We start from the raw sequence: 26,636 nt of genomic DNA, 5'->3' as shown, positions 1-26,636 counted from the left end.
CGGGTGAGGGGAGCGGACATGGCTGCGGGATACGTGGAGATCCTCAGGACCCGGCACGCCGCGCGTCTGCTCGCCGGCACGCTGGTGGGCCGGCTGCCGTGTGCGGTCGCTGCGATCGCGGTCGTGCTGTTCGTGCGGGCGGAGGGCGGAACCTACAGTCTGGCCGGTGGGCTCGCGGCGGTGTACGGGGTCGCCAATGCGGTGGGGCAGCCGTTGCTGGGGCGGCTGGTGGATCTGTACGGGCAGCCGCGTGTCCAGCTGCCTGCCGCGCTCGGCTCTGCCCTTGCCATGTCCGGGTTCGCCTTCGTCGGCATCGATCCGCCGGCGCTCGCGTACACGTGCGTGGCGCTCGCCGGGCTGTTCACTCCGCCCTTGGAGGGTGGGCTGCGGGCGCTGTGGTCGTCGGTGCTGCGTGGCGAGGGGCAGGTGCAGACGGCGTACGCGTTGGATGCCGTCGCCCAGGAAGTCATGTTCACCGTCGGCCCGTTGCTGGTGACGCTGTGCGTGTCGTTGTGGTCGGCTCGGGCGGCGCTGGTGCTCATCAACGTCGTCGGAGTGCTGGGCGCCCTCTCCGTGGTCGTCTCACCGCCCTCGCGCGCGTGGCGTTCGGCGCCGCGGGAGGCGCACTGGCTGGGTGCGTTGCGCTCGCCGGGACTGCTGGTGCTGCTGGGTGCGTTCCTGGCGGTGGGGATGGCGCTGGGTTCCATTGCGGTCGCGGCTGTGGCGTATGCGGACGGTCATGGTGGGGATGCGGTGTACGGCTGGCTGATGGCGGCGATCGGCCTCGGGGCTCTCGTGGGTGGTACGGCGTACGGTGCGCGGCAGTGGAGTGGTGCGCCGGAGCGGCGACTGCGGGCGCTGGTAGCGCTTCTGGCGCTGTGTTACCTGCCGCTCACTCTGATGCCGGGTCCGGTGGCGATGACGGTGCTTGCGGCGGTTGCGGGGCTCTTCCTCGCGCCGTGTCTCGCGTGTGCGTTCGTCCTCGTCGACCGGCATGCGCCGCGTGGCACGGTCACCGAGGCGTTCTCGTGGATTGTGACGACGTTCACGGTGGGTTCCTCGGTGGGAACGGGCCTGGCGGGCCCGGTCGTCGAGTCGGGCGGGGCGGTGTGGGGGTTCGCCGTGCCGGGTGTCGCGGGGGCCGTGTCGCTGCTGGTTCTGCTGGCCACCGGGCGGGTCCTCGCAGCTCCCGCGGGGCGTGCGGTGGTTGCGGCTTCATCGGAAAATGATCCAAACCGTGCCGTCGAACCCCGTTTCAGCTCAGGGGATCGGGCGTAATGTTCAGTCATGGACCGCCGCATTTTCGGGCTGGAGAACGAGTACGGCGTCACGTGTACGTTCAGGGGACAGCGCCGCCTGTCTCCCGACGAGGTGGCGCGGTACCTCTTCCGCCGTGTCGTGTCATGGGGCCGCAGCAGCAATGTCTTTCTGCGAAACGGCGCCCGCCTCTATCTCGACGTGGGCTCACATCCGGAATACGCGACACCGGAATGTGACAACGTGACCGAGCTGGTCACCCACGACAAAGCGGGCGAGCGCATTCTCGAAGGACTCCTGGTGGACGCCGAACGACGCCTGCACGAGGAGGGAATCGCGGGCGACGTCTACCTCTTCAAGAACAACACCGACTCGGCGGGCAACTCCTACGGCTGTCACGAGAACTATCTCGTCGCACGCCACGGGGAGTTCTCCCGGCTCGCGGACATTCTCATCCCGTTCCTCGTCACGAGGCAGCTTCTGTGCGGTGCCGGCAAGGTGCTGCAGACTCCGCGGGGCGCGGTGTACTGCGTCAGTCAGCGGGCCGAGCACATCTGGGAGGGCGTCTCCTCGGCGACGACCCGTTCGAGGCCCATCATCAACACCCGCGACGAGCCGCACGCGGACGCCGAGCGCTACCGTCGCCTGCACGTCATCGTGGGCGACTCGAACATGTCCGAGACGACCATGCTGCTCAAGGTCGGAGCGACCGACCTGGTGCTGCGCATGATCGAGGCGGGCACGGTGATGCGGGACCTGACTTTGGAGAACCCGATCCGGGCGATCCGTGAGGTCAGCCACGACATCACGGGCCGGCGCAAGGTGCGCCTGGCCAGCGGCCGCGAGGCGTCCGCGCTCGAGGTGCAGCGCGAGTACTACGAGAAGGCCGTGGACTTCTGCGAGCGTCGCGGTATCCGCACCGGCACCGTCGAGCAGGTCCTGGAGCTGTGGGGCCGCACGCTGGACGCGATCGAGGCCGAGGACCTCGACCGGATCGGCACCGAGATCGACTGGGTGATGAAGTACAAGCTCATCGAGCGGTACCGGGCCAAGCACAACATGACCATGTCGCATCCGAGGGTCGCGCAGATAGACCTCGCCTACCACGACATTCACCGTCGTCGTGGTCTGTACTACCTGCTCGAGAGGAAGGGTCAAGCGGCGCGGATCTGCAACGACTTGAAGATCTTCGAGGGCAAGTCCGTTCCGCCGCAGACCACTCGGGCCCGGCTGCGCGGTGACTTCATCCGCAGGGCCCAGGAACAGCGTCGGGACTTCACGGTCGACTGGGTCCATCTGAAGCTCAACGACCAGGCGCAGCGCACGGTGTTGTGCAAGGACCCGTTCCGTTCCGTGGACGACCGGGTGGAGAAGCTGATCGCAGGAATGTGAGCTATGTGAACAACGCGTTCCGGTGAAAGGCCGGAACGCAACACGGGCGCCGTACGTTTCCCGTACGGCGCCCTTCTCACGCCGTAGAGTTGCGCGCACGCCATCCACAAGATCGACCGATACGAGGCCTTTACCGTGCGCCGACGCTCCCTTCTCATCGCCGTACCCGCAGGACTGGTCACACTCGCCGGATGCGGTGACGACAAGTCCGACTCGAGCAAGGCCGAAGCGAGTCCGTCGCCCTCCGCATCGGCCACGTCCGCCGCGCCGCCGCCGAAGATCGTCGACGGGCCGCTGCCGGCGATCACGGCGGGCACGAAGTTCGGTGAGAAGCCGACCGTGGCCAAGGGCACCGGCGAGCCGTCGAAGGACCTCGCGGTCAAGACGCTCATCGCGGGCGGCGGGCAGACGGTCGCGGAGAACGACTATGTGCAGGCCCATTACCTCGGCCAGATCTGGAACACGGCGAAGGTCTTCGACAACTCCTACGACCGCAAGACGCCCCTGATCATCCAGCTTGCCGAGGGCAGCATCATCGACGGCTGGCGGTACGGCCTGACGGGCAAGAAGACCGGCAGCCGCGTCCAGATGGCCGTCCCGCCCACTTGGGGGTACGGCACGTCGGGCAACTCGCAGGCGGGCATCAAGGGCACCGACACGCTGGTGTTCGTGGTGGACGTGCAGGCCACGTTCAACGCCAAGAGCTCCGCCAAGGGCACGGACGTGGCGCAGAAGGACGCGGCGCTGCCCAAGGTCGGCACCAACACCGACGGCGCGGCGCCCTCCATCGACGTACCCAAGAAGACCGCGCCCACCAAGCTGGTGGCGAACTACATCATCGAGGGCGACGGCCCCGTGGTCGGCGCACAGGACAGCGTGCTCGTGCAGTACAAGGGCGTGTTCTGGGACTCGGGCAAGGAGTTCGACTCGACGTACAGCCGCAAGGCGCTGACGTCGTTCGGGCTGCAGCAGGTCGTCAAGGGCTGGGGGCAGGGCCTGACCGGCAAGAAGGTCGGCAGCCGGGTCCTCATCGTCATCCCGCCGAAGCTGGGCTACGGCGACAAGCCGCCGGCCGGCAGCGGCATCAAGAAGGACTCCGTGCTGGTCTTCTCGGTCGACATCCTGGCCAAGATGTAACGGCTCGGTGATGTAAGACTGTGCGTGTTGCCTTTCCGCAGACAAGCAGGAGCTAGAGACGTGAGCATCGAGAAGCCCGAGATCGACTTCCCGGGCGGCGAGCCCCCGGCGGACCTCGAGATCAAGGACATCTGGGAGGGCGACGGCGCTGTGGCGCAGGCGGGCCAGACCGTCACCGTCCACTACGTGGGCGTCGCCTTCAGCACCGGTGAGGAGTTCGACGCGAGCTGGAACCGCGGGACGCCGTTCCGCTTCCCGCTCGGTGGCGGCCGTGTCATCAAGGGCTGGGACCTGGGTGTGCAGGGCATGAAGGTCGGCGGCCGTCGTCAGCTGACGATCCCCGCCCACCTCGCCTACGGCAACCAGAGCCCGACCCCGGCGATCAAGCCGGGCGAGACGCTGATCTTCGTGGTCGACCTCGTCGCGGTCTGATCGCCGCCGCGACCGGACCCGATCACCTGGGGCCCATGCCTGTCCGGGCATGGGCCCTCGGCTTTTGCCACGCCACCCGGGGGCGGTACGGTCATCGTCCGTAAGCACCATAGGGAGGCGAAGGGCGTCGATGGCCATTGCCAAGGCCGAGCGGCTGATGAACCTGGCGCTGTGTCTGCTCGGGACGCGGCGGCCGCTCAGCAAGCGCGAGCTTCGTGAGTCCATCGAGGCCTACCTCGAGGCGGGCAGTGACGACTCCTTCAGCCGGATGTTCGAGCGGGACAAGGACGATCTGCGCGAACTCGGCCTGGTCATCGAGACGGTGGAGAACCTCGACGGCGAGGTGGGCTACCTTGCCCGCCGTGACAGCAACCGCCTGCCGCCCATCACGCTCGACGCCGAGGAGGCCGCCGCTCTCGGTCTCGCCGCCAAGGTGTGGCAGCAGGCCCGGCTGGCGGGTGCGGCCAGCGGCGCCCTGCAGAAGCTGCGCGCGGCAGGGATGCCCGAGGACGTCGACCCGTATGAGGCGCACGGCGCGCTGGAGCCCCGTATCCCTGTGCACGAGGTGGCGTTCGAGCCGCTGATGCTGGCCTGCCGTGATCGCCGCCCGGTCGTCTTCGACTACCGCAAGGCCACCGCCGCCCACCCCGAGCCCCGGCATGTGGAGCCGTGGGCGCTGGAGTGCTGGCGCGGCCACTGGTATCTGGCCGGCTGGGACCGCGACCGGGGCGCCGAGCGGGTGTTCCGGCTGTCGCGGATCACCGGCAAGGTGCGCAGCCGCAGCGGGCAGTTCACGGCCGAGATTCCCGATGTCGTCACCGTCCGCGAGACCGTGGCGAGCTGGGCGGGGGAGACCGCGGACCGCTCCGCGCTGATCCGTCTGCGCTCGGGCGCGGGCTACCCCCTTCGGGCGAAGGCCACCGCGGTGCGGGAACTCGGCGACGGCTGGGACGAGTTGGAGATTCCGTACGGGCACGGGCTGGACGCCTGGCTGGTGGAGTTCGGGCCGGATGTGGTGGTGCTTGAGCCGGCCGAGCTGCGCGCGGACGTGGTGGACCGGCTGCGTGCCGTGGCCAAGGGCTGAGGGGGAGCGAGCAGGACAGTGGCAGGCAAACCGGTCAGGCCCGTGAACGCCATCGACCAGACCCGGCGGATGCTCTCCCTGGTGACGTATCTGAAGGAGCGCCCCGGGGCCCGGGTCGAGGACGTCGCGCGCGCCTTCGGCATCAGTGAGGACGAGCTGGTCTCCGACCTGGATGTGCTGCCCATGTGCGGCACCAGCTTCCGCGGCGGCGATCTGCTCGACATCGACACCGACGGCGAGCGCATCTGGTGGCGCAACCCTGCTGCCCTCGGCGAGGAGACAGCGGAGCCGCTGCGGCTGGCCGCCGACGAGGCGACGGCGCTGCTGGTGGCCGCCCGCGCGGTGTCCACCCTCCCCGGGCTGCGGGAGAGCGACCGGCAGGCGCTGCTGCGGGCCAACGCCAAGCTGGAGGCCGCGGCCGGTGAGGCGGCGGGCGCCAGCTCCCGGCTGTCGGTGACCTTCGAGTCCGAGGGCGGTGTCTTCGCCGACGTCGACCGTGCGATCTCGGAGCGCCGCCGCCTGTGGATCCGCTACTACTCGCCCGCGCGTGACGAGCTCACCGAGCGGGAGATCGACCCCATCCGGCTCGTCAGCGTCGGGCACACGTACGTGGAGGCCTGGTGCCGGCGCTCCGAGGCGCGCCGCACCTTCCGGCTCGACCGGGTCGCCGAGATCAGGATCCTGGACGAGCCGTCCGCACCGCCCGAGATCGAGCTGCGGGACCTGTCGGAGGCGCTGGTGCAGCCCGCCGCCGAGGACCCGGAGGTCGTCGTCGAGGTCGGCCCGGGCGGCCGCTGGGTCGCCGAGTACTACCCGCACGACAGCGCGGATGAGCTTGCGGACGGCGGGCTGCGTATCACCCTGCGGACCCCGGATCCGACGTCGCTGCGGCGGCTGGCGCTGCGGCTCGGGCGGGACGGCCGGATCGTCTCGCCGCCCGAGCTGGCCGACAGTGCCCGGCGGGCGGCCCGTGAGGCACTGGCGGCGTACGACGGAGTCGAGGCGCAGGCGCCGCACGCAGAGCATGCGGGTCACGACGGGTAGTCCGGCAGGCGGGAGTGAGCTGGAAGGGGCGTCGGCCGCGGGGCCCCGGAGGCGATCGACCTAGGGAAGAGGAGCAGGGGCTTTGAGCGAGTCGTCGGTGTCTGGTGCGGGGGGCATGTCGGTGGCGGCCGCCTTCGCCGGGATGAGAAGCGTGACCCCGGTGACCTTCCGGGCCGGCTGCCCGGACTGCCGCGGCAGCTTCGAGCTCGCCGCCGCAGCCCTGCGCCTCGCGATCGGCGCCAGCAGCCGCACGACTTTCTACTCTTTCACCTGCCCCGACTGCGGCGCCTCGGTCCGCAAGCCTGCGGGGGAGCGGATCGTCGAGCTGCTGACCGGCGGCGGGGTCAGGACCTTGCGGACCGTCTAGGCTCGACGTCATGTTCTGGCCGATGTTCGCGGTAGCTGTGGGTTTCCTGGGTCTCGCCGTCCTCGGAGTGTTCGCCGTGCGGGTGTTCGTCGAGGCACAGCGCCTCGGCCGCCAGGTCACGGACTCCGCGAGCCGTATCAACAAAGCCGCCGAGGACCTCGAGCGGGCGGCCGTGAGCACCGCCCGTGCCGTGGACTCCCTCTGATTGGTGCTGTGTGAGGCTGAGTACTGCTGTGCGAGGCATGTGAGTCGTGCGGCCCAGGCGGTTTGGGTCACTTCGACCTGTCATCGGGGCCACCCTGGCGGGTACGCTGCTGGTCGCGGACCGGAGAACGAGGCCCGGACCGCGGACCGGGAGTACGCACGGGGATTGCCTCACGTTTACCCCTGAGCGTTACGATCGCTGTCAACACGGCTGATCGGACACTTGTCCGACCGGTCGGACAGCACCCCACCCCAGCCGCCTCGGTGAGAAGGTAAAGACTTATGTTCGGAAGGCTCGGCGCCCCCGAGATCATTCTCATCCTTATCGTCGTCGTTCTCCTTTTCGGCGCCAAGAAGCTTCCCGACATGGCGCGCTCGCTCGGCAAGTCCGCTCGCATTCTCAAGAGCGAGGCCAAGGCGATGAAGGACGAGGGCAGCAGCACGGCCACCCCGGCCGGCCCGCCCAACACCGACGAGCAGCCCCCGGCTCAGCGCACCATCCAGGCCGCCCCCGGCGACGTGACGAGCTCGCGCCCGGTCAGCGAGCCGACGGACACCACCAAGCGCTGACGCAGGGCCGGACACCTCCGGCCTGCCGCACGAGATGAGGACGTGGGTTGCTCAAGTCTGCCCGCAAGAAGGAGAAGGATCCCGAGGGGCGGATGCCGCTCGTGGATCACCTTCGTGAGCTCCGCAACCGGCTCGCGAAGGGCATGCTGGCCATCACGGTCGTATCCGTGGTGGCTGCCTTTTACAGCGCGGAGCTGATGACCTTCCTCATGGACCCGGTGCCGCGCTGCACGAAGGGTCTGGGGGAGTCCACCGGCGGCCACTGCGCGGTCATCGCGTACACCGACCTGTTGTCCCCCTTCACCACGACGGTGAAGGTGGTCTTCATGGCGGGCATCGTGCTCTCCAGCCCGGTCTGGCTCTACCAGCTCTGGGCGTTCGTGGCACCGGGCCTGCACAAGCACGAGCGGAAGTACACGTACTGGTTCGTGTCGGCCGCCGTGCCGCTGTTCCTGGGCGGCGCGTGGCTCGCCTACACGATCCTGCCCATCAGCATGCGCGTGCTCCTGGGGATCACGCCCGACGGCTCGGCGAACATCCTGCCGATGGACAAGATCCTGGACTTCATCGTCCGGATGATCCTCATCTTCGGAGGGGCCTTCGAGCTGCCTCTGATCCTGGTCATGCTCAACTTCGCGGGCATCGTGACCGGCCGCAGGATGGTCAGTTGGTGGCGTGGCGTCGTCATGGGCGTCTTCGTCTTCGGAGCGGTGGCCACCCCCACCACCGACCCCTTCGGCATGATCGCGCTGGCCGGGCCCATCGTGGTCCTGTACTTCATCGCGGTCGGCGTCGCCATGCTGAACGACCGCCGCCGCCGGCGGGCGAATCCCGACGCCGAGCTGGACGACGACGAGGCCTCCGACCTCGACCTGACGCCGGAACCCGTCGGCGAGGTCGAGCGTGTCACGGCGGGCCCTGCCGTGCCCGAGCAGGCCAACGGGAGCGTCAACGGCTACGACGACGTCACCTGAGCACCACCCCGGGGCAACGGCATGAGCGAGGGCCGGACGGAAGACCCGTCCGGCCCTCGTGCTGTGCGGGGTGAGGGGCCGGGAACGGATAATGATCGTCCTGTTGTCAGTGCGGCCCGGTACGCTCGAAAGCACGATGACAGAGGACCTCTCCCCGGCTGAGCGGTACGCGGCTGCTCGCAGGCGCGCTGCCGAGCAGGCCACCGCGCTCGCCTCCTTCCGCGAGATGTACGACTTCGGCCTCGACCCGTTCCAGATAGAGGCCTGCCAGGCGCTCGAAGCGGGCAAGGGCGTGCTGGTCGCGGCGCCCACCGGCTCCGGCAAGACGATCGTGGGCGAGTTCGCCGTCCACCTCGCCCTGATGCAGGGCAAGAAGTGCTTCTACACGACACCCATCAAGGCGCTGTCGAACCAGAAGTACGCCGACCTGTGCCGTCGTTACGGGGACGGCATGGTCGGGCTGCTCACCGGCGACAACAGCATCAACCCCGACGCCTCGGTGGTCGTGATGACCACCGAGGTACTGCGGAACATGCTGTACGCGGGCTCGCAGACCCTGCTCGGCCTCGGCTACGTGGTCATGGACGAGGTGCACTACCTCTCCGACCGCTTCCGCGGCGCCGTATGGGAAGAGGTGATCATCCACCTGCCCGAGTCGGTGACTCTGGTGTCCCTTTCGGCGACCGTGTCCAACGCCGAGGAGTTCGGTGACTGGCTCGACACCGTCCGTGGCGACACCGAGGTGATCGTCTCCGAGCACCGGCCCGTGCCGCTGTTCCAGCACGTGCTCGCCGGGCGGCGGATGTACGACCTGTTCGAGGAGGGCGAGGGCCACAAGAAGGCCGTCAACCCCGACCTCACCCGCCTGGCCCGGATGGAGGCCCAGCGGCCCTCCTACCAGGACCGCAGACGGGGCCGGGCGATGCGCGAGGCCGACCGCGAGCGGGAGCGCAGACAGCGTTCGCGGGTGTGGACCCCGGGGCGCCCCGAGGTCATCGAGCGGCTCGACGCCGAGGGCCTGCTGCCCGCCATCACCTTCATCTTCAGCCGCGCCGCCTGCGAGGCCGCCGTACAGCAGTGTCTGTACGCCGGGCTGCGGCTCAACGACGACGAGGCGCGGGAGAAGGTGCGCGCCCTCGTCGAGGAACGCACCGCCGCCATCCCGACCGAGGACCTGCACGTCCTCGGGTACTACGAGTGGCTGGAGGGCCTGGAGCGCGGTATCGCGGCCCACCACGCGGGCATGCTGCCGACGTTCAAGGAGGTCGTCGAGGAGCTGTTCGTGCGGGGGCTGGTCAAGGCCGTGTTCGCCACCGAGACCCTCGCGCTCGGCATCAACATGCCCGCCCGCTCGGTGGTGTTGGAGAAGCTCGTCAAGTGGAACGGCGAGCAGCACGCCGACATCACACCCGGCGAGTACACGCAGCTGACCGGCCGTGCGGGCCGGCGCGGCATCGACGTCGAGGGACACGCCGTCGTCCTGTGGCAGCGCGGGATGAGTCCCGAGCACCTCGCGGGACTGGCCGGCACGCGCACCTACCCGCTGCGCTCCAGCTTCAAGCCCTCGTACAACATGGCGGTCAACCTGGTCGAGCAGTTCGGCCGGCACCGTTCGCGTGAGCTCCTCGAGACGTCCTTCGCGCAGTTCCAGGCCGACAAGTCGGTCGTCGGGATCTCCCGGCAGGTGCAGCGCAACGAGGAGGGCCTGGAGGGCTACAAGGCCTCCATGACCTGCCACCTGGGCGACTTCGAGGAGTACGCGCGGCTGCGCCGCGAGCTCAAGGACCGGGAGACCGAGCTGGCCCGTCAGGGTGCTGCCGAGCGGCGTGCCGAGGCCGCCGTCGCGCTGGAGAAGCTCAAGCCGGGTGACGTCATCCATGTGCCGACGGGCAAGTACGCCGGTCTGGCGCTGGTGCTGGATCCGGGGCTGCCGGCCGGGCGTTCCAACGGCCACCGGGGCTTCGAGCACCACGACGGGCCGCGTCCGCTGGTCCTGACCGCCGAGCGGCAGGTCAAGCGGCTCGCGTCGATGGACTTCCCGGTGCCGGTGGAGGCACTGGAGCGGATGCGCATCCCGAAATCATTCAACCCGCGCTCCCCGCAGTCGCGTCGGGACCTCGCCTCCGCGCTGCGCACCAAGGCCGGGCACATTCCGCCGGAGCGGGCCCGCAAGAAGCGCTCCCAGGCCGCCGACGACCGCGAGATCGCAAGGCTGCGGACCGCCCTTCGCGCGCACCCCTGCCATGGGTGCAACGAGCGTGAGGATCATGCACGTTGGGCCGAGCGGTATCACCGGCTGCTGCGGGACACCTCGCAGCTGGAGCGCCGTATCGAGGGCCGCACGAACACGATCGCGCGGACCTTCGACCGGATCGTGGCGCTGCTGACCGAGCTGGACTACCTGCGCGGTGACGAGGTCACCGAACACGGCAAGCGGCTGGCACGGCTGTACGGCGAACTCGACCTGCTGGCCAGTGAGTGCCTGCGCGCCGGTGTCTGGAACGGGCTCGGCCCCGCCGAACTGGCGGCCTGTGTCTCGGCGTTGGTGTACGAGGCACGGGTGGGCGACGACGCCATGGCGCCGAAGCTGCCCTCCGGCAATGCGAAGGCCGCGCTCGGCGAAATGGTGCGGATCTGGGGGCGTCTGGACGCCCTCGAGGAAGACTTCCGGATCACCCAGACCGAGGGCGTGGGGCAGCGGGAGCCGGACCTCGGGTTCGCCTGGGCCGCCTACATGTGGGCCAGCGGCAAGGGGCTCGACGAGGTGCTGCGGGAGGCCGAGATGCCGGCCGGGGACTTCGTGCGGTGGTGCAAGCAGGTCATCGACGTGCTCGGGCAGATCTCGGCGGCGGCCCCCGTCTCCGGCGGGGAAAGTTCGACGGTCGCGAAGAACGCACGCAAGGCGGTCGACCTGCTGCTGCGCGGAGTGGTGGCCTACTCGTCGGTGGGCTGAGCCGCCGACCCCCGCCAGGGCCGAAACCGGCATCCCGGACCGCCTGCGCGAGGCGGTCCGGGCAGGCCGTGCTCTGAAGGGGCGCTGGGGCCCCGCCGCGGCAGCGGCTGATGTCGCACCTGTATGCGGCTCCGCCGCGATGCGGGCCCGCCGCTTCGAGCGAAGCCGAGAAACGGGGGGAGCGACCAGCCCCAACGCACCCGCAGACAGATCACCGCACATCCCGCGGAGCGCTCACCGGCTCAGGTACGCCCGCCAGCCGCCGTACGGCGTGATGTCCTCGGCGTCCGTGAGGGCGGACGGTTCGCACAGGAAGCCAGGGACGTGGGTGCCGTCCGCCAGTTGCACGCCGCCCAGGGTCATGGGGCGGGGGAGCGCCGCCAGCAGGCGGCCCAGGCCCGCCGCGGGGAGCGTCCAGACCTCCGCCTCGATCGCCGTGCCGCCCTCGCCGACGTGGACGAGGCCCGGCTTCGGTGGCGTCGTCCGCAGGGCGTACAGGCGGTAGGCGGGGGCGGTCGTGGTGGTGCGGTCCAAACGGGCGCCCAGGGTGAGGAGTTGGGGGTTGAGGGGCTGGCCCGTCAGGTGCGCGCCCACCACCGCCACCTGTGTGTCCGGCTGGAGCAGTGCGGCGATCCGCGCCAGGCGGTCGTCCGTGAACGCCGGGCCGATCAGCATCACGCCGAACGGCAGGCCGTCCACCTCGCCCGCCGGGACGGCGACGGCGGCCAGGTCGAAGAGGTTGGTGGAGTTGGTGAAGCGGCCCAGGCGGGCGTTGGCGCCCAGCGGGTCGGCGGCCACCTCGGCGAGGGTCGGATGGCCGGGGGTGGTGGGCAGCAGCAGGGCGTCCGCGTCGGCGAGTTCCGCCAGGGCGCGGGCGCGCAGCGCGGTCAGGCGGTCGGTGTCGGCGTAGAGCCGGTGGGCCGGGATGTCGCGGGCGCGGGTGATGATGCCGGCGACGGTGGGGTCCAGGCCCGCGGTGCTGTCCGTGATCGCCTTGTCGACAAAGCTGCCGACCGCCGTGTAGCGCTCGGCGACGAACGCGCCCTCGTAGAGCATCGCCGCGGCCTCGGTGAAAGGGGTCAGATCGAGGGTGCGGATGTCGGCTCCGGCCGCTTCGAGCTGCCGTACCGCCGCCTCGTACGCCTCCGCCCAGCCCTCGTCCAGCTCGCCGAGCTGTTCCCGTGGCGGGACCGCGATGCGCCACGGCCCGGGGGCGCGCTGGGGGAGCGGCGGGAGCTCGCGGTCCGGCGGGGAGGTCATGAAGGACAGCGCCTGCTCGGCCTCCGGGAGGGTACGGGCGAACACCGTCACGCAGTCGATGGAGGCGCAGGCCGGGACGACTCCCGCCGTAGGGACCAGACCGCGGGTCGGTTTGAGGCCGACGATGCCGTTGAACGCGGCCGGGACCCGGCCCGAGCCCGCGGTGTCCGTGCCCAGCGCGAGGTCGACGATGCCCAGGGCCACGGCGACGGCCGAGCCGGAGCTGGAGCCGCCGCTGATCCGGGCAGGGTCGTGCGCGTTGCGGACCGCGCCATGGGGCGAGCGCGTGCCCACCAGGCCCGTCGCGAACTGGTCCAGATTCGTCGTGCCCAGCACGATCGCGCCCGCCGCGCGCAGGCGTGCGACGACCGGAGCGTCCGCCTCGGGCTCGTAGGCGTACGCAGGGCAACCCGCGGTGGTGGGCAGACCGGCCACGTCGATGTTGCCCTTCGCCGCGAACAGGCGTCCGGCAAGCGGCAGTTGCTCACCCGCCGCCACACGGGCGTCGATCGCGCCCGCCTCCGCCTCGACCTCGGCCTGCGGGCGCAGGTCGATCCAGATCTCGGGACGGTCCACCGCCTCGATGCGGGCGTAGGCGGCACGGACACGGTTCACAGCGGACATCTCTTGCTCCTCGGTGTGGTTCAGTGCTGCGCCGGGGCCAGGACGAGAAGTGCCGTCCCCGCCTCCACCTGGTCGCCCGGTCTGGCCAGGATCTCCGCCACCACGCCGTCCACCGGCGCGTGCACCCTGGACTCCATCTTCATCGCCTCCAGGGCGAGGAGAGGCTGCCCGGCGCTCACCTCGTCGCCCGGCTCGACGTTCAACTGCCACACGGACGCGGCGAATTCGGCCTCCACCAGACGGCCGCCCGCCGGGACGGTCACCTCGGCCGGAGGAGTGGCCGGTGTGTCCGCCGCCTCGGCCCGGGCGAACTCGCCGGCGGCCTCCCACGCGTCCCGCTCCGCGGCGAAGGCCGTCCGCTGCCGGGCCCGGAACTCACCGATCGACTCGGCGTTCTCGTCCAGGAAGGCCTGGTACTCGGCGAGCGAGAAGGTGCCCTCCTCGATGCGCGGCACGAAGCGGCCGGAGGTGATGTCGGCGCGCAGGTCCAGGAGTTCGTCCGCGTCCACCGGGTACCACCGGATGCGGTCGAAGAAGCGCAGCAGCCAGGGCGAGCCCGGCTCGAACGCGCCGCGCTGCTGCCACCCCGACCACACCTGCGTCGTACGGCCCACGAACTGGTAGCCGCCCGGGCCCTCCATGCCGTAGATGCACAGGTACGCCCCGCCGATGCCGACCGAGTTCTCGGCGGTCCAGGTGCGTGCCGGGTTGTACTTCGTGGTCACCAGGCGGTGGCGGGGGTCGAGCGGGGTGGCCACCGGGGCGCCCAGGTACACGTCTCCCAGGCCCAGTACGAGGTACTCCGCGTCGAAGACCGTGTCGTACACGTCGTTCACCGACTCCAGGCCGTTGACCCGGCGGATGAACTCGATGTTCCACGGGCACCACGGGGCGTCGTCGCGGACACCCGCCATGTAGCGGGCGATCGCCTCGCGGGTCGCGGGATCGTCCCAGGAGAGGGGGAGGTGGACGGTGCGGGAGGAGACGACGAGTTCGTCCGTGGGCGGTAGCGTCGCCGTGATCTCCCGGACCCCGGCGAGGAGTTGATGGAGAGGCAGGCGGCTCGGGTCCGTCCGGATCTGCAGGGAGCGGATGCCCGGTGTGAGGTCCGTGATGCCTTCGGGTCCCTCCTCGGCCACCGCCTCCATCAGCGCGTGGACGCGCATGCGCAGCGCCAGGGCGAGCTGCATGGGCCCGAATTCGACCAGCAGGTTGTCGTCGCCGCTGCGGCGGTAGGTGATGTCCCCGTCGCGGGCCAGTACGCCGCCGTCGACGATGTCCGCGCGGGGCGAGCCGTCGACGGTCACCGGCGCGAAGCGGACCGTGTCGCCCGGGCGCAGCTGGCCCAGCTTCCACCGCTCGCCGCTGAGGACCGTCGCCGGGCAGACGAACCCGCCGAGCGAGGGGCCGTCCGGGCCGAGCAGCACCGGCATGTCACCCGTGTAGTCGACGGCGCCGACGGAGTACGGGGTGTCGTGGATGTTGGACGGGTGCAGGCCCGCCTCGCCGCCGTCGGTACGGGCCCAGCGCGGTTTGGGGCCGACCAGTCGTACGCCCGTGCGGGCCGAGTTGAAGTGGACCTTCCAGTCGGCGGCGTAGAAGTCGCGGATGTCGTCCTCGGTGAAGAACTCCGGTGCGGCATGGGGGCCTTCGACCGCCCCCAGGTGCCATACGGCGGTGAAGGAGGGGCGGTCCGCGAGAGGCACCGGGGCGCCCTCGGTGACCGTGCCGCCGTGCAGTACGTCGCCCGTGCGCAGCGCCCGGCCGCCGTGCCCGCCGAACCGGCCCAGCGTGAAGGTGCTGGCGCTGCCGAGGAAGGCCGGTACGTCCAGGCCGCCGGCGAAGAGCACGTAGGTGCGCAGGCCGTGCTGGGTGGGCGCACCGATCTCCAGCAGGGCCCCCGCGGGCACCGTCACCGGCTCCCACTGCGCGACGGGCGTGCCGTCGACCGTGACCTCGGCCGGGGCGCCCGTCACGCACACCGTCGTCGGGTGTGTGAACCTCAACGACGGTCCCTGGAGCGTGCATTCGAGGCCCGGGGCGCCCTCCTGGTTGCCGATCGCCTGGTTGCCGAGCCGGAAGGACAGGTCGTCCATCGGACCGCACGGCGGCACACCGACCTGCCAGTAGCCGGTACGGCCCGGCCAGTCCTGCACGGTGGTGAGGGTGCCGCCGGAGACGACCTCGATCCGCGGTGTCGGGTCGGTCACGCAGGCCAGCGTCGCCGTGGAGTGACCGGCGGCCCTGAAGTCGGGGTGGTCCAGCGCCGCGCGCACCAGGCCAAGGTTGGTCTCGATGCCGTCGACACGGGTGCGGGCCAGCGCCTCGTCCAGTCGCTGTAGCGCGTGGGTGCGGTCGGGGCCGTAGGCGATGACCTTGGCGAGCATGGGGTCGTACGACGTCGTGACCTCGGTGCCGGTCTCCACCCAGCCGTCGACCCGGACGCCCGTCGGGAACTCGACCCGCGTCAACAGGCCCGCGCTGGGCCGGTGTTCACGCGAGGGGTCCTCGGCGTAGAGGCGGGCCTCCACGGCGTGGCCGCGGGGTGCGCCCGGTTCGCGTACGACCTGGGACTCGCCGCGCGCCAGGCGCAGCATCCAGGCGACGAGGTCGACGCCGTAGATCTCCTCCGTGACCGGATGTTCCACCTGGAGGCGGGTGTTGACCTCCAGGAAGTACGCTTCCTCGCGGGCGGCGTCGTAGACGAACTCGACGGTTCCGGCGGAGCGGTACCCGACCGAGGCGCACAAGTCACGGGCGCTCGCGGCGAGTTGCGCGCGCACGCGGTCCGGGAGGCCCGGGGCGGGGGCCTCCTCCAGCACTTTCTGGTTGCGGCGCTGGAGGGAGCAGTCGCGGTCGCCGAAGGTGACGACCCGGCCCTCGCCGTCGCCGAAGACCTGCACCTCGACATGGCGGGCGCGCTCGACGAGCCGCTCCAGGAAGACACCCGCGGAGGAGAAGGAGGCGGCGGCGACGCGCTGCACCCGCTCCCAGGCGTCGGTCAGTTCATCGGCGCAGCGACATGCCGACATACCGATACCGCCGCCACCGCCGGTCGCCTTGAGCATGACCGGGTAGCCGATCACGGCGGCCTGAGCAAGGGCCTCGTCGACAGAGGCCAGCAACCCCGTCCCCGGCGCCAGCGGCACCCCCGCCGCCGCGGCCGCCGCCCGCGCGGTGTGCTTGGCGCCGAACAGCTCCAACTGCTCCGGTGTGGGGCCGACGAACACGATCCCGGCGTCCTCGCAGCGGCGCGCGAAGGCCGCGTCCTCGGACAGGAAGCCGTAGCCCGGGTGGATCGCGCCCGCGCCGGTGTCCTTGGCCGCCTTCAGCACCAGGTCGGCGTCGAGATACGACTCCTTCGCGGGCGCCGGACCGAGCCGCACCGCCTCGTCTGCGAGCCGTACGTGGGGGGCGGAACGGTCCGGGTCGGCGTACACGGCGACCGTGCGCAGGCCGAGTTCGCGGGCGGTGCGGATGATCCGGACCGCGATCTCGCCCCGGTTGGCGACCAGCAGCGTGTCGAAGCTCATCCGGCGGCCCCGATCGTCATCTCCACCGCCGTCGGCTCGAAGCCGTTGCACGGGTTGTTGATCTGGGGGCAGTTGGAGACCAGGACGAGGACGTCGCGCTCGGCGCGCAGGGTCAGCTTCAGGCCCGGCGCCGAGAGGCCGTCGACGATACCGAGCGTGCCGTCCTTCTCGACGGGCACGTTCATGTACCAGTTGATGTTGGAGACGAGGTCGCGCTTGCCGAGGCCGTGTTTGGCGCCCTCGGCCAGGAAGTTGTCCACGCACGCGTGCTGGGACCAGGTGTGGTGGCCGTAGCGGAGGGTGTTCGACTCCTTGGAGCAGGCGCCGCCGACCGTGTCGTGGCGGCCCACGTCGTCGGCGGTCAGCGTCATCAGCGGGGTGTGTTCGTTGGACATCAGCACGCTGCCCCTGGTCAGGAAGATGCTGCCCTGGGCGTGGATGGTGTCGGGGGCGCTGTAGCGGACCGAGGTGTCGTGGGCGTCGTAGACGAGGAAGTCGACGGCCTGGTTGCCGTGCAGGTCGGTGATGGTCAGCGTCTCGCCCGCGCGGACGACGGAGGACCAGGCGGCGCGGGCGGGAACCACGGTCTTCGTGCTCATGCGAGCCCCCTCGCGGCAAGGAATTCGGCGGTGTTGAGGAAGGCGCGGCGGCCCTCGGGCGTGGCCTCCCACAGCGGGTCGCCCGGTTCGGTCGGCGCGGCGCGCCAGGCGAGGACCTCCAGCGGGGTGCTGACGTAGTCGGGGCGCGGGTCGGCCGGGTGCGGCACATTGGCGATCAGCACGGTGACGTCCTGTTCGGCGCGGAGCGTGACGCTGCCGCCGGGGCCGGCGGACCCGGTGAAGTCCAGGGCGCCGTCCTCACGCACCTCCACGCCCTGGAAGAACGACAGCGAGGGCGGCAGGTCGCGCGGCTGCAGGCCGTTCTTCGCAGCCGCCAGCTTGAACAGCTCACGGCCCGCGGGGGAGGAGGACTGCGGGGTGCCGTCGCCGTAGCGCTCCGTGTTGCGTACGAGGGTGGAGGTGCCGCACAGCGCGTCGTGCCGCCCGGAGGTGTCGGTGACGACACTCGCGAGGACACGCCCCTGGTCGGACAGGAGGAGCCGGCCCTCGCCGAGGTAGGCGTTCCACTGGACCTTCACCGTGTCGGCGACGTTCAGCCGCTCCCAGGGCCGGTCGGCCACGAACAGCAGCAGATGGGCGCAGGCCTCGCCGTGCAGATCGGTCAGGCGCAGCTCGGTGCCGCGGGCGAGCACCCGGTGGGTGTAGTTGCCGCCCGCGACCGTCTCGGCCCAGACCAGATGGCCCGCCGCGCAGGGCGGGTCCGGCCAGGCGGCGGCCGGGACGACGGGCATGGCCTCGGCTTGTGTGCCCTCCTGGGCGCGTGCGTGGTCGCGGGCTCCGTATGTGGTCGCTGTCGCCATCGCGGGACCTCCGGCTCCGGTGTGGTCTCTTCCGGGGTTGTTTCTGTCGCCCGACAGAAATTAGGAGCCGGGCGGGTCACGGGCATTGCCCGCGTGTTGCCGGTGGGTTACCGAGCCCTCACGGAGCCGGTGCGGAGATCGCCCGGAGATCGTTCCGCCCGGCCGTGTGCGAGGATCGAACGCATGGGAACGCCGGGTGGAGGAGGCGGCCGCCGGGTCGGCAGGCCGCGGGCCGCGCAACGGCCGGACAGCGGACTCTCGCCGCGCGACGAACTGCTCGCGGCCGCCGCCGAGTTGTTCACCACCCGTGGCTACGCGGCCACCACCACCCGTGCGGTCGCCGAGCGCGCCGGTATGCGGCAGGCCTCCATGTACCACTACGTCTCCGGCAAGGAGGAGCTCCTCGCCGAGCTGCTGGAGTCCACGGTCACGCCCTCGCTGGCCTGTGCCCGGCAGCTCCTCGCCGAGGATGCGACCCCGCCCGAGGGGCGGTTGTGGGAGCTGTGCCGGACGGACGTGGAGCTGCTGTGCGGCGGGCCGCACAACCTCGGCGGGCTGTATCTGCTGCCCGAGGTGCGCGCCGAGCGGTTCGCCGGCTTCCACGCCGTGCGCGCCGAACTCAAGGACGCCTACCGCCAGTTGCTCGCCGCCACGGCCGCCGGGAGCGCGCTCGCCAAGAACGAGCTCGATCTCCGTACGGACCTGTTGTTCGGTCTGATCGAGGGCGTGATCCTCGTGCACCGCTCCGACCCCGAACGCCCGGTGTCGGTGTTCGCCGAGGCCACGGCGGACGCGGCGCTGCGGATCGCCGGCGTCTGACCGGCCGGCGCGGAAGCTGATCTTCACTCGTCACGGTGAGTGTTTTTCGTACGTCCGCACGATGTGACGCGGCGTGTTCGAACGGCCGCTGAGTGTGTAAATGGAGCCGAGAGTACCCCTTGGTCCGGTCCCATTTCAGGTGCTTGCTGAATATGACACGGCGATGATCCGGTCGGACTAAGCTCGCCCGCAGCGCACCGAGTTGAGGTGTATTCGTGCGCTTGTTCCCAAAAATACCGAAGATCCAGCGCAGTCCCATGCGTACCCCACTTGCAAGCTCCCCAGACACCCAGCCGATCTTTTTCAGAGGGCCTACATGGTGAGTGTTCAGTCCCCTCCCGGGCGCCGTGAACTTCCTTACGCGCGCGTGCTGTTGCTGCCCGCCATACTGATGGCCGCAGCGACCGGAGCAGCCGTCGCCCTGGTGGCCGTGCCGGCCCGCGCGGCCGTCGTGTGGTGCGGCGCCGTCGCCACGCTCCTGGTGGTCGCGACGACGGCCGAAGCGGTACGCCGCGGCCGAGCCCTGCGGGCCGTGCGCGAGGAGAGCGCCCGTCACCGTGCGTACGCGGAACGGCGCATCGCCGGACACGACCAGGAGATCCACCGCCTCACGCACGAGATCGTCCCCACCGCCATCGAGTACCTGCGCGGCGGCCATTCCCCCAGAGAGGTGGTCCGCCTACTCGGCGACATCGACCCCGCCTACCGCGACCTGCCCAAGGCCCAGGTGGCGTTGGTCAGGCGGATGCTCGACATCATCGACACCGAGGAAGCCCTGCGGGACTCCTCACAGCGCTCCTTCGTCAACATCGCCCGCCGCGTCCAGGCGATCGTGCACCAACAGGCCAAGGAACTCCGGGAGATGGAGGAGGACCACGGCCGCAACCCCGAGGTCTTCGACGACCTGCTGCGCATCGACCACGGCACCGCGCTGATCGGCCGCCTCGCCGACTCCATCGCGGTGCTCGGCGGCGGCCGCCCCGGCCGCCAGTGGCCGCAGCCCGTACCGCTGTACAGCGTGCTGCGCGGCGCCATGTCCCGGATCCTGGAGTACCGGCGCATCTCGCTCGACAACATCGCCAAGGTCAACATCCGCGGCATCTCCGTCGAGCCGGTCATCCACGCCTGCGCCGAACTCCTCGACAACGCCACGCGCTACTCGCCGCCGCAGACCAAGGTGCACGTCATCGCGACCGAGGTGCAGACCGGCATCGCCATCGAGATCGAGGACGCGGGCGTCAGCCTCAGCGAGGAGGCCCGAGCCAAGGCCGAGTCCATGCTGGAGCGCGCCCAGGCCGGCGTCGACCTCCAGGAGCTCGGCGACTCCCCCCGACTGGGCCTGGCCGTCGTGGGCCGCCTGTGCAAGGCGTTCGACATGCAGATCTCGCTGCGCGCCTCCGCATACGGCGGCGTCCGCGCCGTCCTCGTCATCCCGCGCGTGATGGTCACCAGCGACTCCGCGCCCGGCCTCGCCCACGGCATCGGCGCCACCGCGGCGCCCAAGCTCGAACTCGGTGCGCTCGAAGGTCCCAAGCGCGCACCGAAGCGGCGGCGTCCCACCAGCCCGCGCATCCCGGCCGGCGTGTCCATGGAGGACGAGATCCCCGAGGTCACCGAGTGGACCGCGGGCGGCCTGCCGCAGCGCCGCAGCCGGGTCAAGATCCCGCTCAGCCAGCGGCTCGCCGAACAGGCCGCCGCCGAAGAGGCCGAGCGGGAGGCCCGGGCGAGCAGGCCTGCCTGGGCGACGCCCGTGCCCGAACCGGAGCCGGAGACCAAGGAAACCGAACCCGGACTGTGGGTCGAGGCGTTCTGGGAGGGCCTCAAAGGCGACCCGGACCCGACCGCATTCACCCAGCCGACCAACGAGCCGGCCCATATCGAGGCCGACGACGAGAGGGACCACAAGTGATCCAGCAGCGAGCCAACTTCGACTGGATGCTCAAGGATCTCGCCGACGGAGTACCGGGCATCGAGATGATCGTCGTGCTCTCCGCCGACGGCCTGCGCATCGCTCGCTACGGGGGCGATCCGGACGCCGCCGACCGCGTCGCCGCGGCCTGCGCGGGGCTGCAGAGCCTGGCGGGTGCCGTCGCCCATGAGATCCCGGGCAGCGACGGACGGATGAAGCTGGTCATCATCGAGATCAACGGCGGCTACTTCTATCTGATGGCCGCGGGAGCCAACGCCTACCTCGCGGTGCTCTCCGACGTGGTCGCCGAACCCGGTCTGATGAGCAACCGCATGCGCGATCTCGTCGTACGCATCGGGGCCCATCTCACCAGCCCGCCCCGGCGCAACGGGCAGACCGTATGACTCCTCCGCAACGCCGGCGGCGATACCCCAGTCAGGAAACCGCGGAACCTCCCCCGACACCCGCCAAGGAAGGCCAGCAGGGTGACACGAAGGCCCCGGAGCGGCTGTACGTCGTGGCCGGGCCGGACGGGGAACGCGCCGACATCGACCTCGTCACGTTAATCGTGGCGCGCGCCGACCCGCCCCCTTCCGCCACCCCGGAGCAGACGGCGATGCTCCGGCTCTGCACGGCCCCCCTCTCGGTGGCCGAGCTCTCGGCCTATCTGAGTCTGCCGTTCAGCGTGGTGACCGTGCTGCTGACCGAGATGCTGACGGCAGAACTGGTGCAGGCGCGCGCCCCGATCGTCCGGCAGGCGCTCCCCGACCGTTCCCTTCTCGAAGCGGTGATGCATGGACTTCAAAGGCTCTGACACCATCCCCGGACCACGGACAGCGGATCATCTGCCGCACACGGCCCAGGCCGCGGTGAAGATCGTGATCGTGGGCGGCTTCGGAGTCGGCAAGACTACGATGGTCGGCTCGGTCAGCGAGATCAGGCCGCTGACCACCGAGGAGACCATGACGCAGGCCGGCGTCGGGGTCGACGACAACTACGGCTCCGAGTCCAAGACGGCCACCACCGTGGCCATGGACTTCGGCCGCATCAGCATCACCGACCAGCTGGTGCTCTACCTCTTCGGCACCCCCGGCCAGGAACGCTTCTGGTTCCTGTGGAACGGGCTGTTCGAGGGCGCGCTCGGCGCGGTCGTACTGATCGACACCCGGCGGCTCGAGGTCAGCTTCGACGTCATCGGGCGGCTGGAGGAGCGCGGCGTGCCCTTCGTGATCGCCGTCAACTCCTTCCCCGACGCCCCCCGTTACCCCGTCGCCGACCTGCGCGCCGCGCTCGACCTGGCCGAGGAGATCCCGATCATCGACTGCGACGCACGCCGCCGGGCCTCCAGCCGGGACGTCCTGATGACGCTGCTGCGCTTCCTGCACTCGCTGGCCAGGGCGAAGGCGTCCACCTGAGCCACGCACCGATCGAGCTGGGCCGTAGGTCACCCCGTCCCGTCCCCGAGCTGTACGGCCCCCGCCCCCTGCACGACCTCCTCCACGTCTGCGGCTTCGTCCGAGCCGCCCGGACCGGGGGACCCCATCACCTCCTGTACACCGGATCCACTTCAGCTTCGGAGCGATCATCGTGAGGCCTGAACCCTTCTCCCCGACCGGTACGGACGAGTCCATGGCCGGCCCGCCCCCCGGCTGCCCCGCGCACGGCATCGGCCCCGGCGGGCTGCGACGGCTGTACGGCCCCGAGGCGGAGGACCTCGGAGCCGTGTACGAAAAGCTCCGTGCCGAGCACGGCACCGTGGCTCCCACGCTGCTGCACGAGGACGTGCCGATCTGGGTGGTGCTCGGCCACAGCGAGAACCTGCAGATGGTGAGCAGTCCCTCGCTGTTCAGCCGTGACACCCGGTTGTGGACCGCGCTGCAGGACGGCACATTCAAGCCGGACCACCCGCTCATGCCGCACGTCGCCTGGCAGCCCATCTGCTGCCACGCCGAGGGCGACGAGCACCTGCGGCTGCGCGGGGCGGTCACCGGCGCCATGTCGACCATCGACCACCGGGGCATCCGCCGCCACATCAACCGCGCGACCCAGCACCTCGTCAACCAGTTCTGCGAGGAGGGCCGTGCCGACTTGGTCAGTCAGTTCGCCGAGCACCTGCCGATGGCGGTGATGTGCGAGATCCTCGGCATGCCCGAGGAGTACAACGACCGGCTCGTGCAGGCTGCCCGCGACATGCTCAAGGGCACCGAGACCGCCATCGCCAGCAACGCATACATCATGGAAACCCTGATGCGGCTGACGGCCCGCCGCCGTGCCGAACCCGAGGACGACTTCACCAGCCACCTGATCAACCACCCGGCGGGGCTCACCGACGAGGAGGTCGGCCAGCACCTGCGTGTCGTCCTGATCGTCGCGTTCGAATCCACCGCCAACCTCCTCGCCAACGTGCTGCGGGTGGTCCTCACCGACCCCGGCTTCCGTGCCCAGCTCAACGGCGGCCAGATGACCGTGCCCCAGGCGGTCGAGCAGTCCCTGTGGGACGAGCCGCCGTTCAGCACCATCCTGGGCTACTTCGCCAAACAGGAGACCGAGCTGGGCGGACAGCGCATCCGCAAGGGCGACGGCCTCCTCCTGGGCATCGCACCGGGCAACGTCGACCCGCGCGTACGCCCCGACCCGTCGGCCAACATGATGGGCAACCGCTCCCACCTCGCCTTCAGCGGCGGACCTCACGAATGCCCCGGCCAGGACATCGGCCGTGCCATCGCCGACGTCGGCGTCGACGCGCTGCTGACCCGCCTCTCGGACATCCAACTGGCGTGCGAGGAGAGCGAGCTGCGCTGGCGGGCGTCCATCTCGAACCGGCACCTGGTGGAGCTGCCGGTCCACTTCGAGCCGAAGCCCCAGCAGGACGTGAAGGCGCTGCCCGGCCACGCCCCGGTCCCGTCGCAGCGCACGGACTGGGAGATCGGCACCAAGCAGCCCGAGCCGGCGGCCGCTGTCGCGGAACCCCAGCCGGCCGCACCGCCCAAGGCGGCGCCCGCGCCTGAGGAACCGGCCCGCCCGAAGGGCGCCTGGCGTCGCTTCCTGCTCTGGTGGCGCGGCTACTGACCGGCCCAGTCGCCGTAGGAGCTCCAGGCAGCGAGGGTTCGCGCACTGCGGAACCGGTGCTCCGCCCCTGTGACCGGATCGGTGAACTCCAGTGCCCGCGCCAGCAGTTGGAGCGGGCGGCGGAAGTCACCGGCCGGCACGGGGGCGGTCACCACGGGGTAGAGCGGATCGCCGAGGACGGGCACGCCGAGCGCGTTCATGTGGACGCGCAGCTGATGGGTCTGCCCGGTGCTCGGAACCAGCCGGTATCGCCCCAGCCCGTCGGCCCGGTGTTCCATCAGCTCGACGCGGCTGACGGCATTCGGCTCGCCTTCGACCTCGCGGGCCGTCAGGACTCCGCGCTCCTTGACGATCCGGCTGCGCACGGTGAGGGGGAGGTCCAGCGAAGCGTCGTACGGGGCCACTGCCTCGTACTCCTTCGACACCCGCCTGTCACGGAAGAGTGACTGGTAGGCGCCGCGCTCCTCGGTCCGCACGGTGAACAGCACCAGCCCGGCCGTCAGGCGGTCCAGCCGGTGCGCCGCGCCCAGCGTCGGGAGGCCCAGCTGTCGTCGCAGCCGGGCCAGGGCCGTCTCGGCGACATGGCTCCCGCGCGGGGTGGTGGCCAGGAAGTGAGGCTTGTCGGCCACGACCACGTGCTCGTCCTGGTACACGACGTCGACGGTGAACGGCACCCGCTCCTCATCGGGCAGCTCCCGGTGGAACCACACGAACATCCCCGGCACATACGCCGCGTCCCGCGACACGGGATGCCCGGAGCCGTCCACGATCCGCCCCGCGTCCAGCATGGCGTCGATCACCCCGGCCCCGGCCGCGAGCCGCGCCACCAGATGATCCCGTACGGTCGCCCACTCGTCCCCGGCAGGCAACCGCACGCGCACGGGGTCCACCCCGTCGCGCTGCGGCAGGGGAGAGGGCGGAGGTGGCGTACGGCGTCTCATCGCGATCAAGCCTACGAGACGGCGCGGACAGTGGGGCGAGGTGCAGTCGCAGGGCGTTGGGGCGCCCTTCTGAGCGCCGGATCGCGATGCCAGTGCTCCGGCGCACGAGCGCGTTCATCAGTGCCTGTGCACTATCGGCCATCCAATGCGCTTACGTGACCACTTTTGCGCCCCGATGCGCCCCCCTGTGATCACTTGTTCCCGTTGGCGGGCCTGCGTCTACTGGGAGTCGTGACCTTGCTCGTCCCCCTCGGTGAGCTGGCTCTGGCCCGTCAGTCGATCGAGGGCTGTTGCTCAAGCCGCGGGCTTGAGATGGGGAAACGTCAGTTCCGATCGTCGAACGTTCAGTTGGGTGTTCGGTTCGTTCACGGCTGGATCAGAGACGCCCACTTCCGATGTGAACCGAACTGCGATGTGATTGAAGGGCGTACCGCCGAAGGCAGAGCGTCCTGTTCGCGCCATCACGGAAGGAGAAGCCCGAGTCGCGGCTCGTGCCCCGGCCGCCCGTTGCGGCTGCTCCTCGGCCTTCTCGCCGCGCGAGCAGGCAACCTGACCACACCTCACCTGCCTCAGCCCACTTCTGCGCCCAGACATGGAGGTCCTCGTGCTCGCCATGATCCCGACGTTTGCGGAACCCACCCCGCCGGCCGTAAGCCCACACATCCAGAAGATCGAGGAATACGTCAGCTCACTCGGAGAGAGCCTCGGGCTGGCCAAGACGCGAGGCGGCCAGGAGCGGATGCGGGCAGGCTATGGGCGCTTTGTCGCCTGGACCTATCCGGAAGCATCGTTCAGTGATCTCTGCCTGTGTGCGGAATGGCTTTTCTTCACCTTCATCCTGGACGACCTGCACACGTTGAAGGTCTACGACACCCCGGAAGCATGGGCTCCGGTTCAGCGGCGCCTGATGGACATCATCAATACCGGAGAGGACCCTGCCCCCGCGCGAGAGCAGACTCCTTTCACCAAGGCCCTTTCGGATCTGGCCGTGCGTACCGGCGAAAGGCTCTCGCCGACGCTCCATGGACGGCTCAACCGGCATCTGGATTTATTCTTCCAGGGATTCGCCGAGGAATCCGAGAACCGGTTCCGTGGCACTCCTCCGGGGATCGAGAGTTTCACCCAGACCAGGCGGTTGTCCGTAGGTATGGAATTCGGCTTCGATCTGGTGGAGCTCAGCCAGGACACAGAGGTTCCAGAAGGCATATACGGGACAGGTCTGTTCAGGCGGATAATCGAAGCCGCGAGCGATGTTGTCGCCTGGCAGAACGACCTGCATTCAGTTCACCTGGACAGCACGCGTGGAGATTTCCACAACGTTGTCATAGTGATGCAGCATGCCGGCGGAATCTCGCTGCAGGAGGCCATCGACCGGGCCGTTGCCAAGGTCGAGGCGCGCGTGGCCGACTTCCTGGCCGCCGAAGAGCAGCTCTTGCCCTTCCTGGTGAGTCGTGGCGTGCCGCGCGCCACCCGTGAGGCGATTGCGAAGGTCACTGCCGGAATGCGGCAGTGGACGAACGGGTGCCTGCAGTGGTACGGGAACACCAGTCGCTACTCGCTTCCCAGCGCCTCGGACGAGTCGGATCAGCAGCATGCTCATCTTCAGGTGCTGCTCCCGAGCCCAGGACTGTACATCCCGGCGTAGTC

The 26,636-nt window shown here is 70.2% G+C and carries 23 protein-coding genes; 18 read left to right on the top strand and 5 right to left on the bottom strand.

Annotated features, from left to right (window positions below):
- Positions 1–18 precede the first annotated feature (18 nt).
- The 11 genes from EDD92_RS10320 (at position 19) to EDD92_RS10270 (ending at position 11,414) form a co-directional block, all read left to right on the top strand.
- Entirely contained in the window at positions 19–1,278 is a 1,260-nt protein-coding gene (locus EDD92_RS10320) for an MFS transporter (protein ID WP_123964016.1), read from the top strand.
- A 9-nt stretch (positions 1,279–1,287) separates the two neighbouring features.
- Positions 1,288–2,649, top strand: coding sequence for a Pup--protein ligase (gene pafA, locus EDD92_RS10315; protein ID WP_059196529.1), 1,362 nt, complete (start codon positions 1,288–1,290; stop codon positions 2,647–2,649).
- 135 nt (positions 2,650–2,784) lie between these two features.
- On the top strand, positions 2,785–3,786 hold the full coding sequence (locus tag EDD92_RS10310) for an FKBP-type peptidyl-prolyl cis-trans isomerase (protein ID WP_123964015.1): 1,002 nt from the start codon (positions 2,785–2,787) through the stop codon (positions 3,784–3,786).
- 60 nt (positions 3,787–3,846) lie between these two features.
- Positions 3,847–4,218 (top strand): FKBP-type peptidyl-prolyl cis-trans isomerase, encoded by a 372-nt coding sequence (locus tag EDD92_RS10305; RefSeq protein WP_030945962.1) that lies wholly within the window; start codon positions 3,847–3,849, stop codon positions 4,216–4,218.
- A 130-nt stretch (positions 4,219–4,348) separates the two neighbouring features.
- Entirely contained in the window at positions 4,349–5,302 is a 954-nt protein-coding gene (locus EDD92_RS10300; RefSeq protein WP_123964014.1) for a YafY family protein, read from the top strand.
- An 18-nt stretch (positions 5,303–5,320) separates the two neighbouring features.
- Complete coding sequence (locus tag EDD92_RS10295; RefSeq protein ID WP_123964013.1) at positions 5,321–6,346, top strand: YafY family protein; 1,026 nt, start codon at positions 5,321–5,323, stop codon at positions 6,344–6,346.
- Positions 6,347–6,428: 82 nt separating this feature from the next.
- Positions 6,429–6,713, top strand: coding sequence for a hypothetical protein (locus tag EDD92_RS10290; protein ID WP_185123980.1), 285 nt, complete (start codon positions 6,429–6,431; stop codon positions 6,711–6,713).
- 10 nt (positions 6,714–6,723) lie between these two features.
- The gene (locus EDD92_RS10285; RefSeq protein ID WP_030945951.1) at positions 6,724–6,918 is read left to right on the top strand and encodes a hypothetical protein; all 195 of its coding nucleotides are present in this window, start codon (positions 6,724–6,726) and stop codon (positions 6,916–6,918) included.
- A 281-nt stretch (positions 6,919–7,199) separates the two neighbouring features.
- Positions 7,200–7,487: a Sec-independent protein translocase subunit TatA gene (tatA, locus tag EDD92_RS10280; protein WP_123964012.1), complete on the top strand. Its 288-nt coding sequence runs from the start codon at positions 7,200–7,202 to the stop codon at positions 7,485–7,487.
- A gap of 92 nt (positions 7,488–7,579) precedes the next feature.
- Positions 7,580–8,461 (top strand): twin-arginine translocase subunit TatC, encoded by an 882-nt coding sequence (gene tatC / locus EDD92_RS10275; protein ID WP_123970340.1) that lies wholly within the window; start codon positions 7,580–7,582, stop codon positions 8,459–8,461.
- A gap of 91 nt (positions 8,462–8,552) precedes the next feature.
- Positions 8,553–11,414 (top strand): RNA helicase, encoded by a 2,862-nt coding sequence (locus tag EDD92_RS10270; protein WP_123964011.1) that lies wholly within the window; start codon positions 8,553–8,555, stop codon positions 11,412–11,414.
- Positions 11,415–11,648: 234 nt separating this feature from the next.
- Here EDD92_RS10270 and atzF read toward each other — a convergent pair whose 3' ends face one another.
- The 4 genes from atzF to EDD92_RS10250 are packed head-to-tail and all read right to left on the bottom strand — an operon-like array spanning position 11,649 to position 18,251.
- Positions 11,649–13,322: an allophanate hydrolase gene (gene atzF, locus EDD92_RS10265; RefSeq protein ID WP_260327294.1), complete on the bottom strand. Its 1,674-nt coding sequence runs from the start codon at positions 13,320–13,322 to the stop codon at positions 11,649–11,651.
- On the bottom strand, positions 13,319–16,831 hold the full coding sequence (locus EDD92_RS10260; RefSeq protein WP_123964009.1) for a 5-oxoprolinase/urea amidolyase family protein: 3,513 nt from the start codon (positions 16,829–16,831) through the stop codon (positions 13,319–13,321). The genes atzF and EDD92_RS10260 overlap by 4 nt, the downstream gene beginning before the upstream one ends.
- The gene (locus EDD92_RS10255) at positions 16,828–17,430 is read right to left on the bottom strand and encodes an urea amidolyase associated protein UAAP2 (RefSeq protein WP_123964008.1); all 603 of its coding nucleotides are present in this window, start codon (positions 17,428–17,430) and stop codon (positions 16,828–16,830) included. The genes EDD92_RS10260 and EDD92_RS10255 overlap by 4 nt, the downstream gene beginning before the upstream one ends.
- Positions 17,427–18,251, bottom strand: coding sequence for an urea amidolyase associated protein UAAP1 (locus EDD92_RS10250; RefSeq protein WP_123964007.1), 825 nt, complete (start codon positions 18,249–18,251; stop codon positions 17,427–17,429). Before EDD92_RS10250 ends, EDD92_RS10255 begins: the two co-directional genes overlap by 4 nt.
- Before the next feature lie 183 nt (positions 18,252–18,434).
- On the opposite strand from EDD92_RS10250, the gene EDD92_RS10245 reads away from it, so the two are divergent.
- The 6 genes from EDD92_RS10245 (at position 18,435) to EDD92_RS10220 (ending at position 24,048) form a co-directional block, all read left to right on the top strand.
- The gene (locus EDD92_RS10245; RefSeq protein WP_123964006.1) at positions 18,435–19,070 is read left to right on the top strand and encodes a TetR/AcrR family transcriptional regulator; all 636 of its coding nucleotides are present in this window, start codon (positions 18,435–18,437) and stop codon (positions 19,068–19,070) included.
- A 316-nt stretch (positions 19,071–19,386) separates the two neighbouring features.
- Entirely contained in the window at positions 19,387–20,979 is a 1,593-nt protein-coding gene (locus tag EDD92_RS10240) for a sensor histidine kinase KdpD (protein WP_123964005.1), read from the top strand.
- On the top strand, positions 20,976–21,383 hold the full coding sequence (locus EDD92_RS10235; RefSeq protein ID WP_016434374.1) for a roadblock/LC7 domain-containing protein: 408 nt from the start codon (positions 20,976–20,978) through the stop codon (positions 21,381–21,383). Before EDD92_RS10240 ends, EDD92_RS10235 begins: the two co-directional genes overlap by 4 nt.
- The gene (locus tag EDD92_RS10230; protein WP_030945921.1) at positions 21,380–21,793 is read left to right on the top strand and encodes a DUF742 domain-containing protein; all 414 of its coding nucleotides are present in this window, start codon (positions 21,380–21,382) and stop codon (positions 21,791–21,793) included. The genes EDD92_RS10235 and EDD92_RS10230 overlap by 4 nt, the downstream gene beginning before the upstream one ends.
- Positions 21,774–22,394, top strand: coding sequence for an ATP/GTP-binding protein (locus tag EDD92_RS10225; RefSeq protein WP_030945918.1), 621 nt, complete (start codon positions 21,774–21,776; stop codon positions 22,392–22,394). The genes EDD92_RS10230 and EDD92_RS10225 overlap by 20 nt, the downstream gene beginning before the upstream one ends.
- A gap of 172 nt (positions 22,395–22,566) precedes the next feature.
- Positions 22,567–24,048 (top strand): cytochrome P450, encoded by a 1,482-nt coding sequence (locus EDD92_RS10220; RefSeq protein ID WP_123964004.1) that lies wholly within the window; start codon positions 22,567–22,569, stop codon positions 24,046–24,048.
- Here the strand turns inward: EDD92_RS10220 and EDD92_RS10215 are convergent.
- Positions 24,042–24,989 (bottom strand): RluA family pseudouridine synthase, encoded by a 948-nt coding sequence (locus EDD92_RS10215; protein WP_123964003.1) that lies wholly within the window; start codon positions 24,987–24,989, stop codon positions 24,042–24,044. The genes EDD92_RS10220 and EDD92_RS10215 overlap by 7 nt on opposite strands.
- A gap of 613 nt (positions 24,990–25,602) precedes the next feature.
- Here EDD92_RS10215 and EDD92_RS10210 point away from each other — a divergent pair.
- Positions 25,603–26,634 carry a terpene synthase family protein gene (locus EDD92_RS10210; RefSeq protein WP_260327293.1) on the top strand — a complete coding sequence of 344 codons (1,032 nt, stop codon included), beginning with the start codon at positions 25,603–25,605 and terminating at the stop codon, positions 26,632–26,634.
- Positions 26,635–26,636 lie beyond the last annotated feature (2 nt).

The sequence above is a fragment of the Streptomyces sp. TLI_185 genome (assembly GCF_003814765.1).
In the GTDB taxonomy this organism is placed as follows: Bacteria; Actinomycetota; Actinomycetes; order Streptomycetales; family Streptomycetaceae; genus Streptomyces.
Note: the sequence above shows the minus strand (reverse complement) of the source record. Positions and strands in the feature narration are given on the sequence as shown.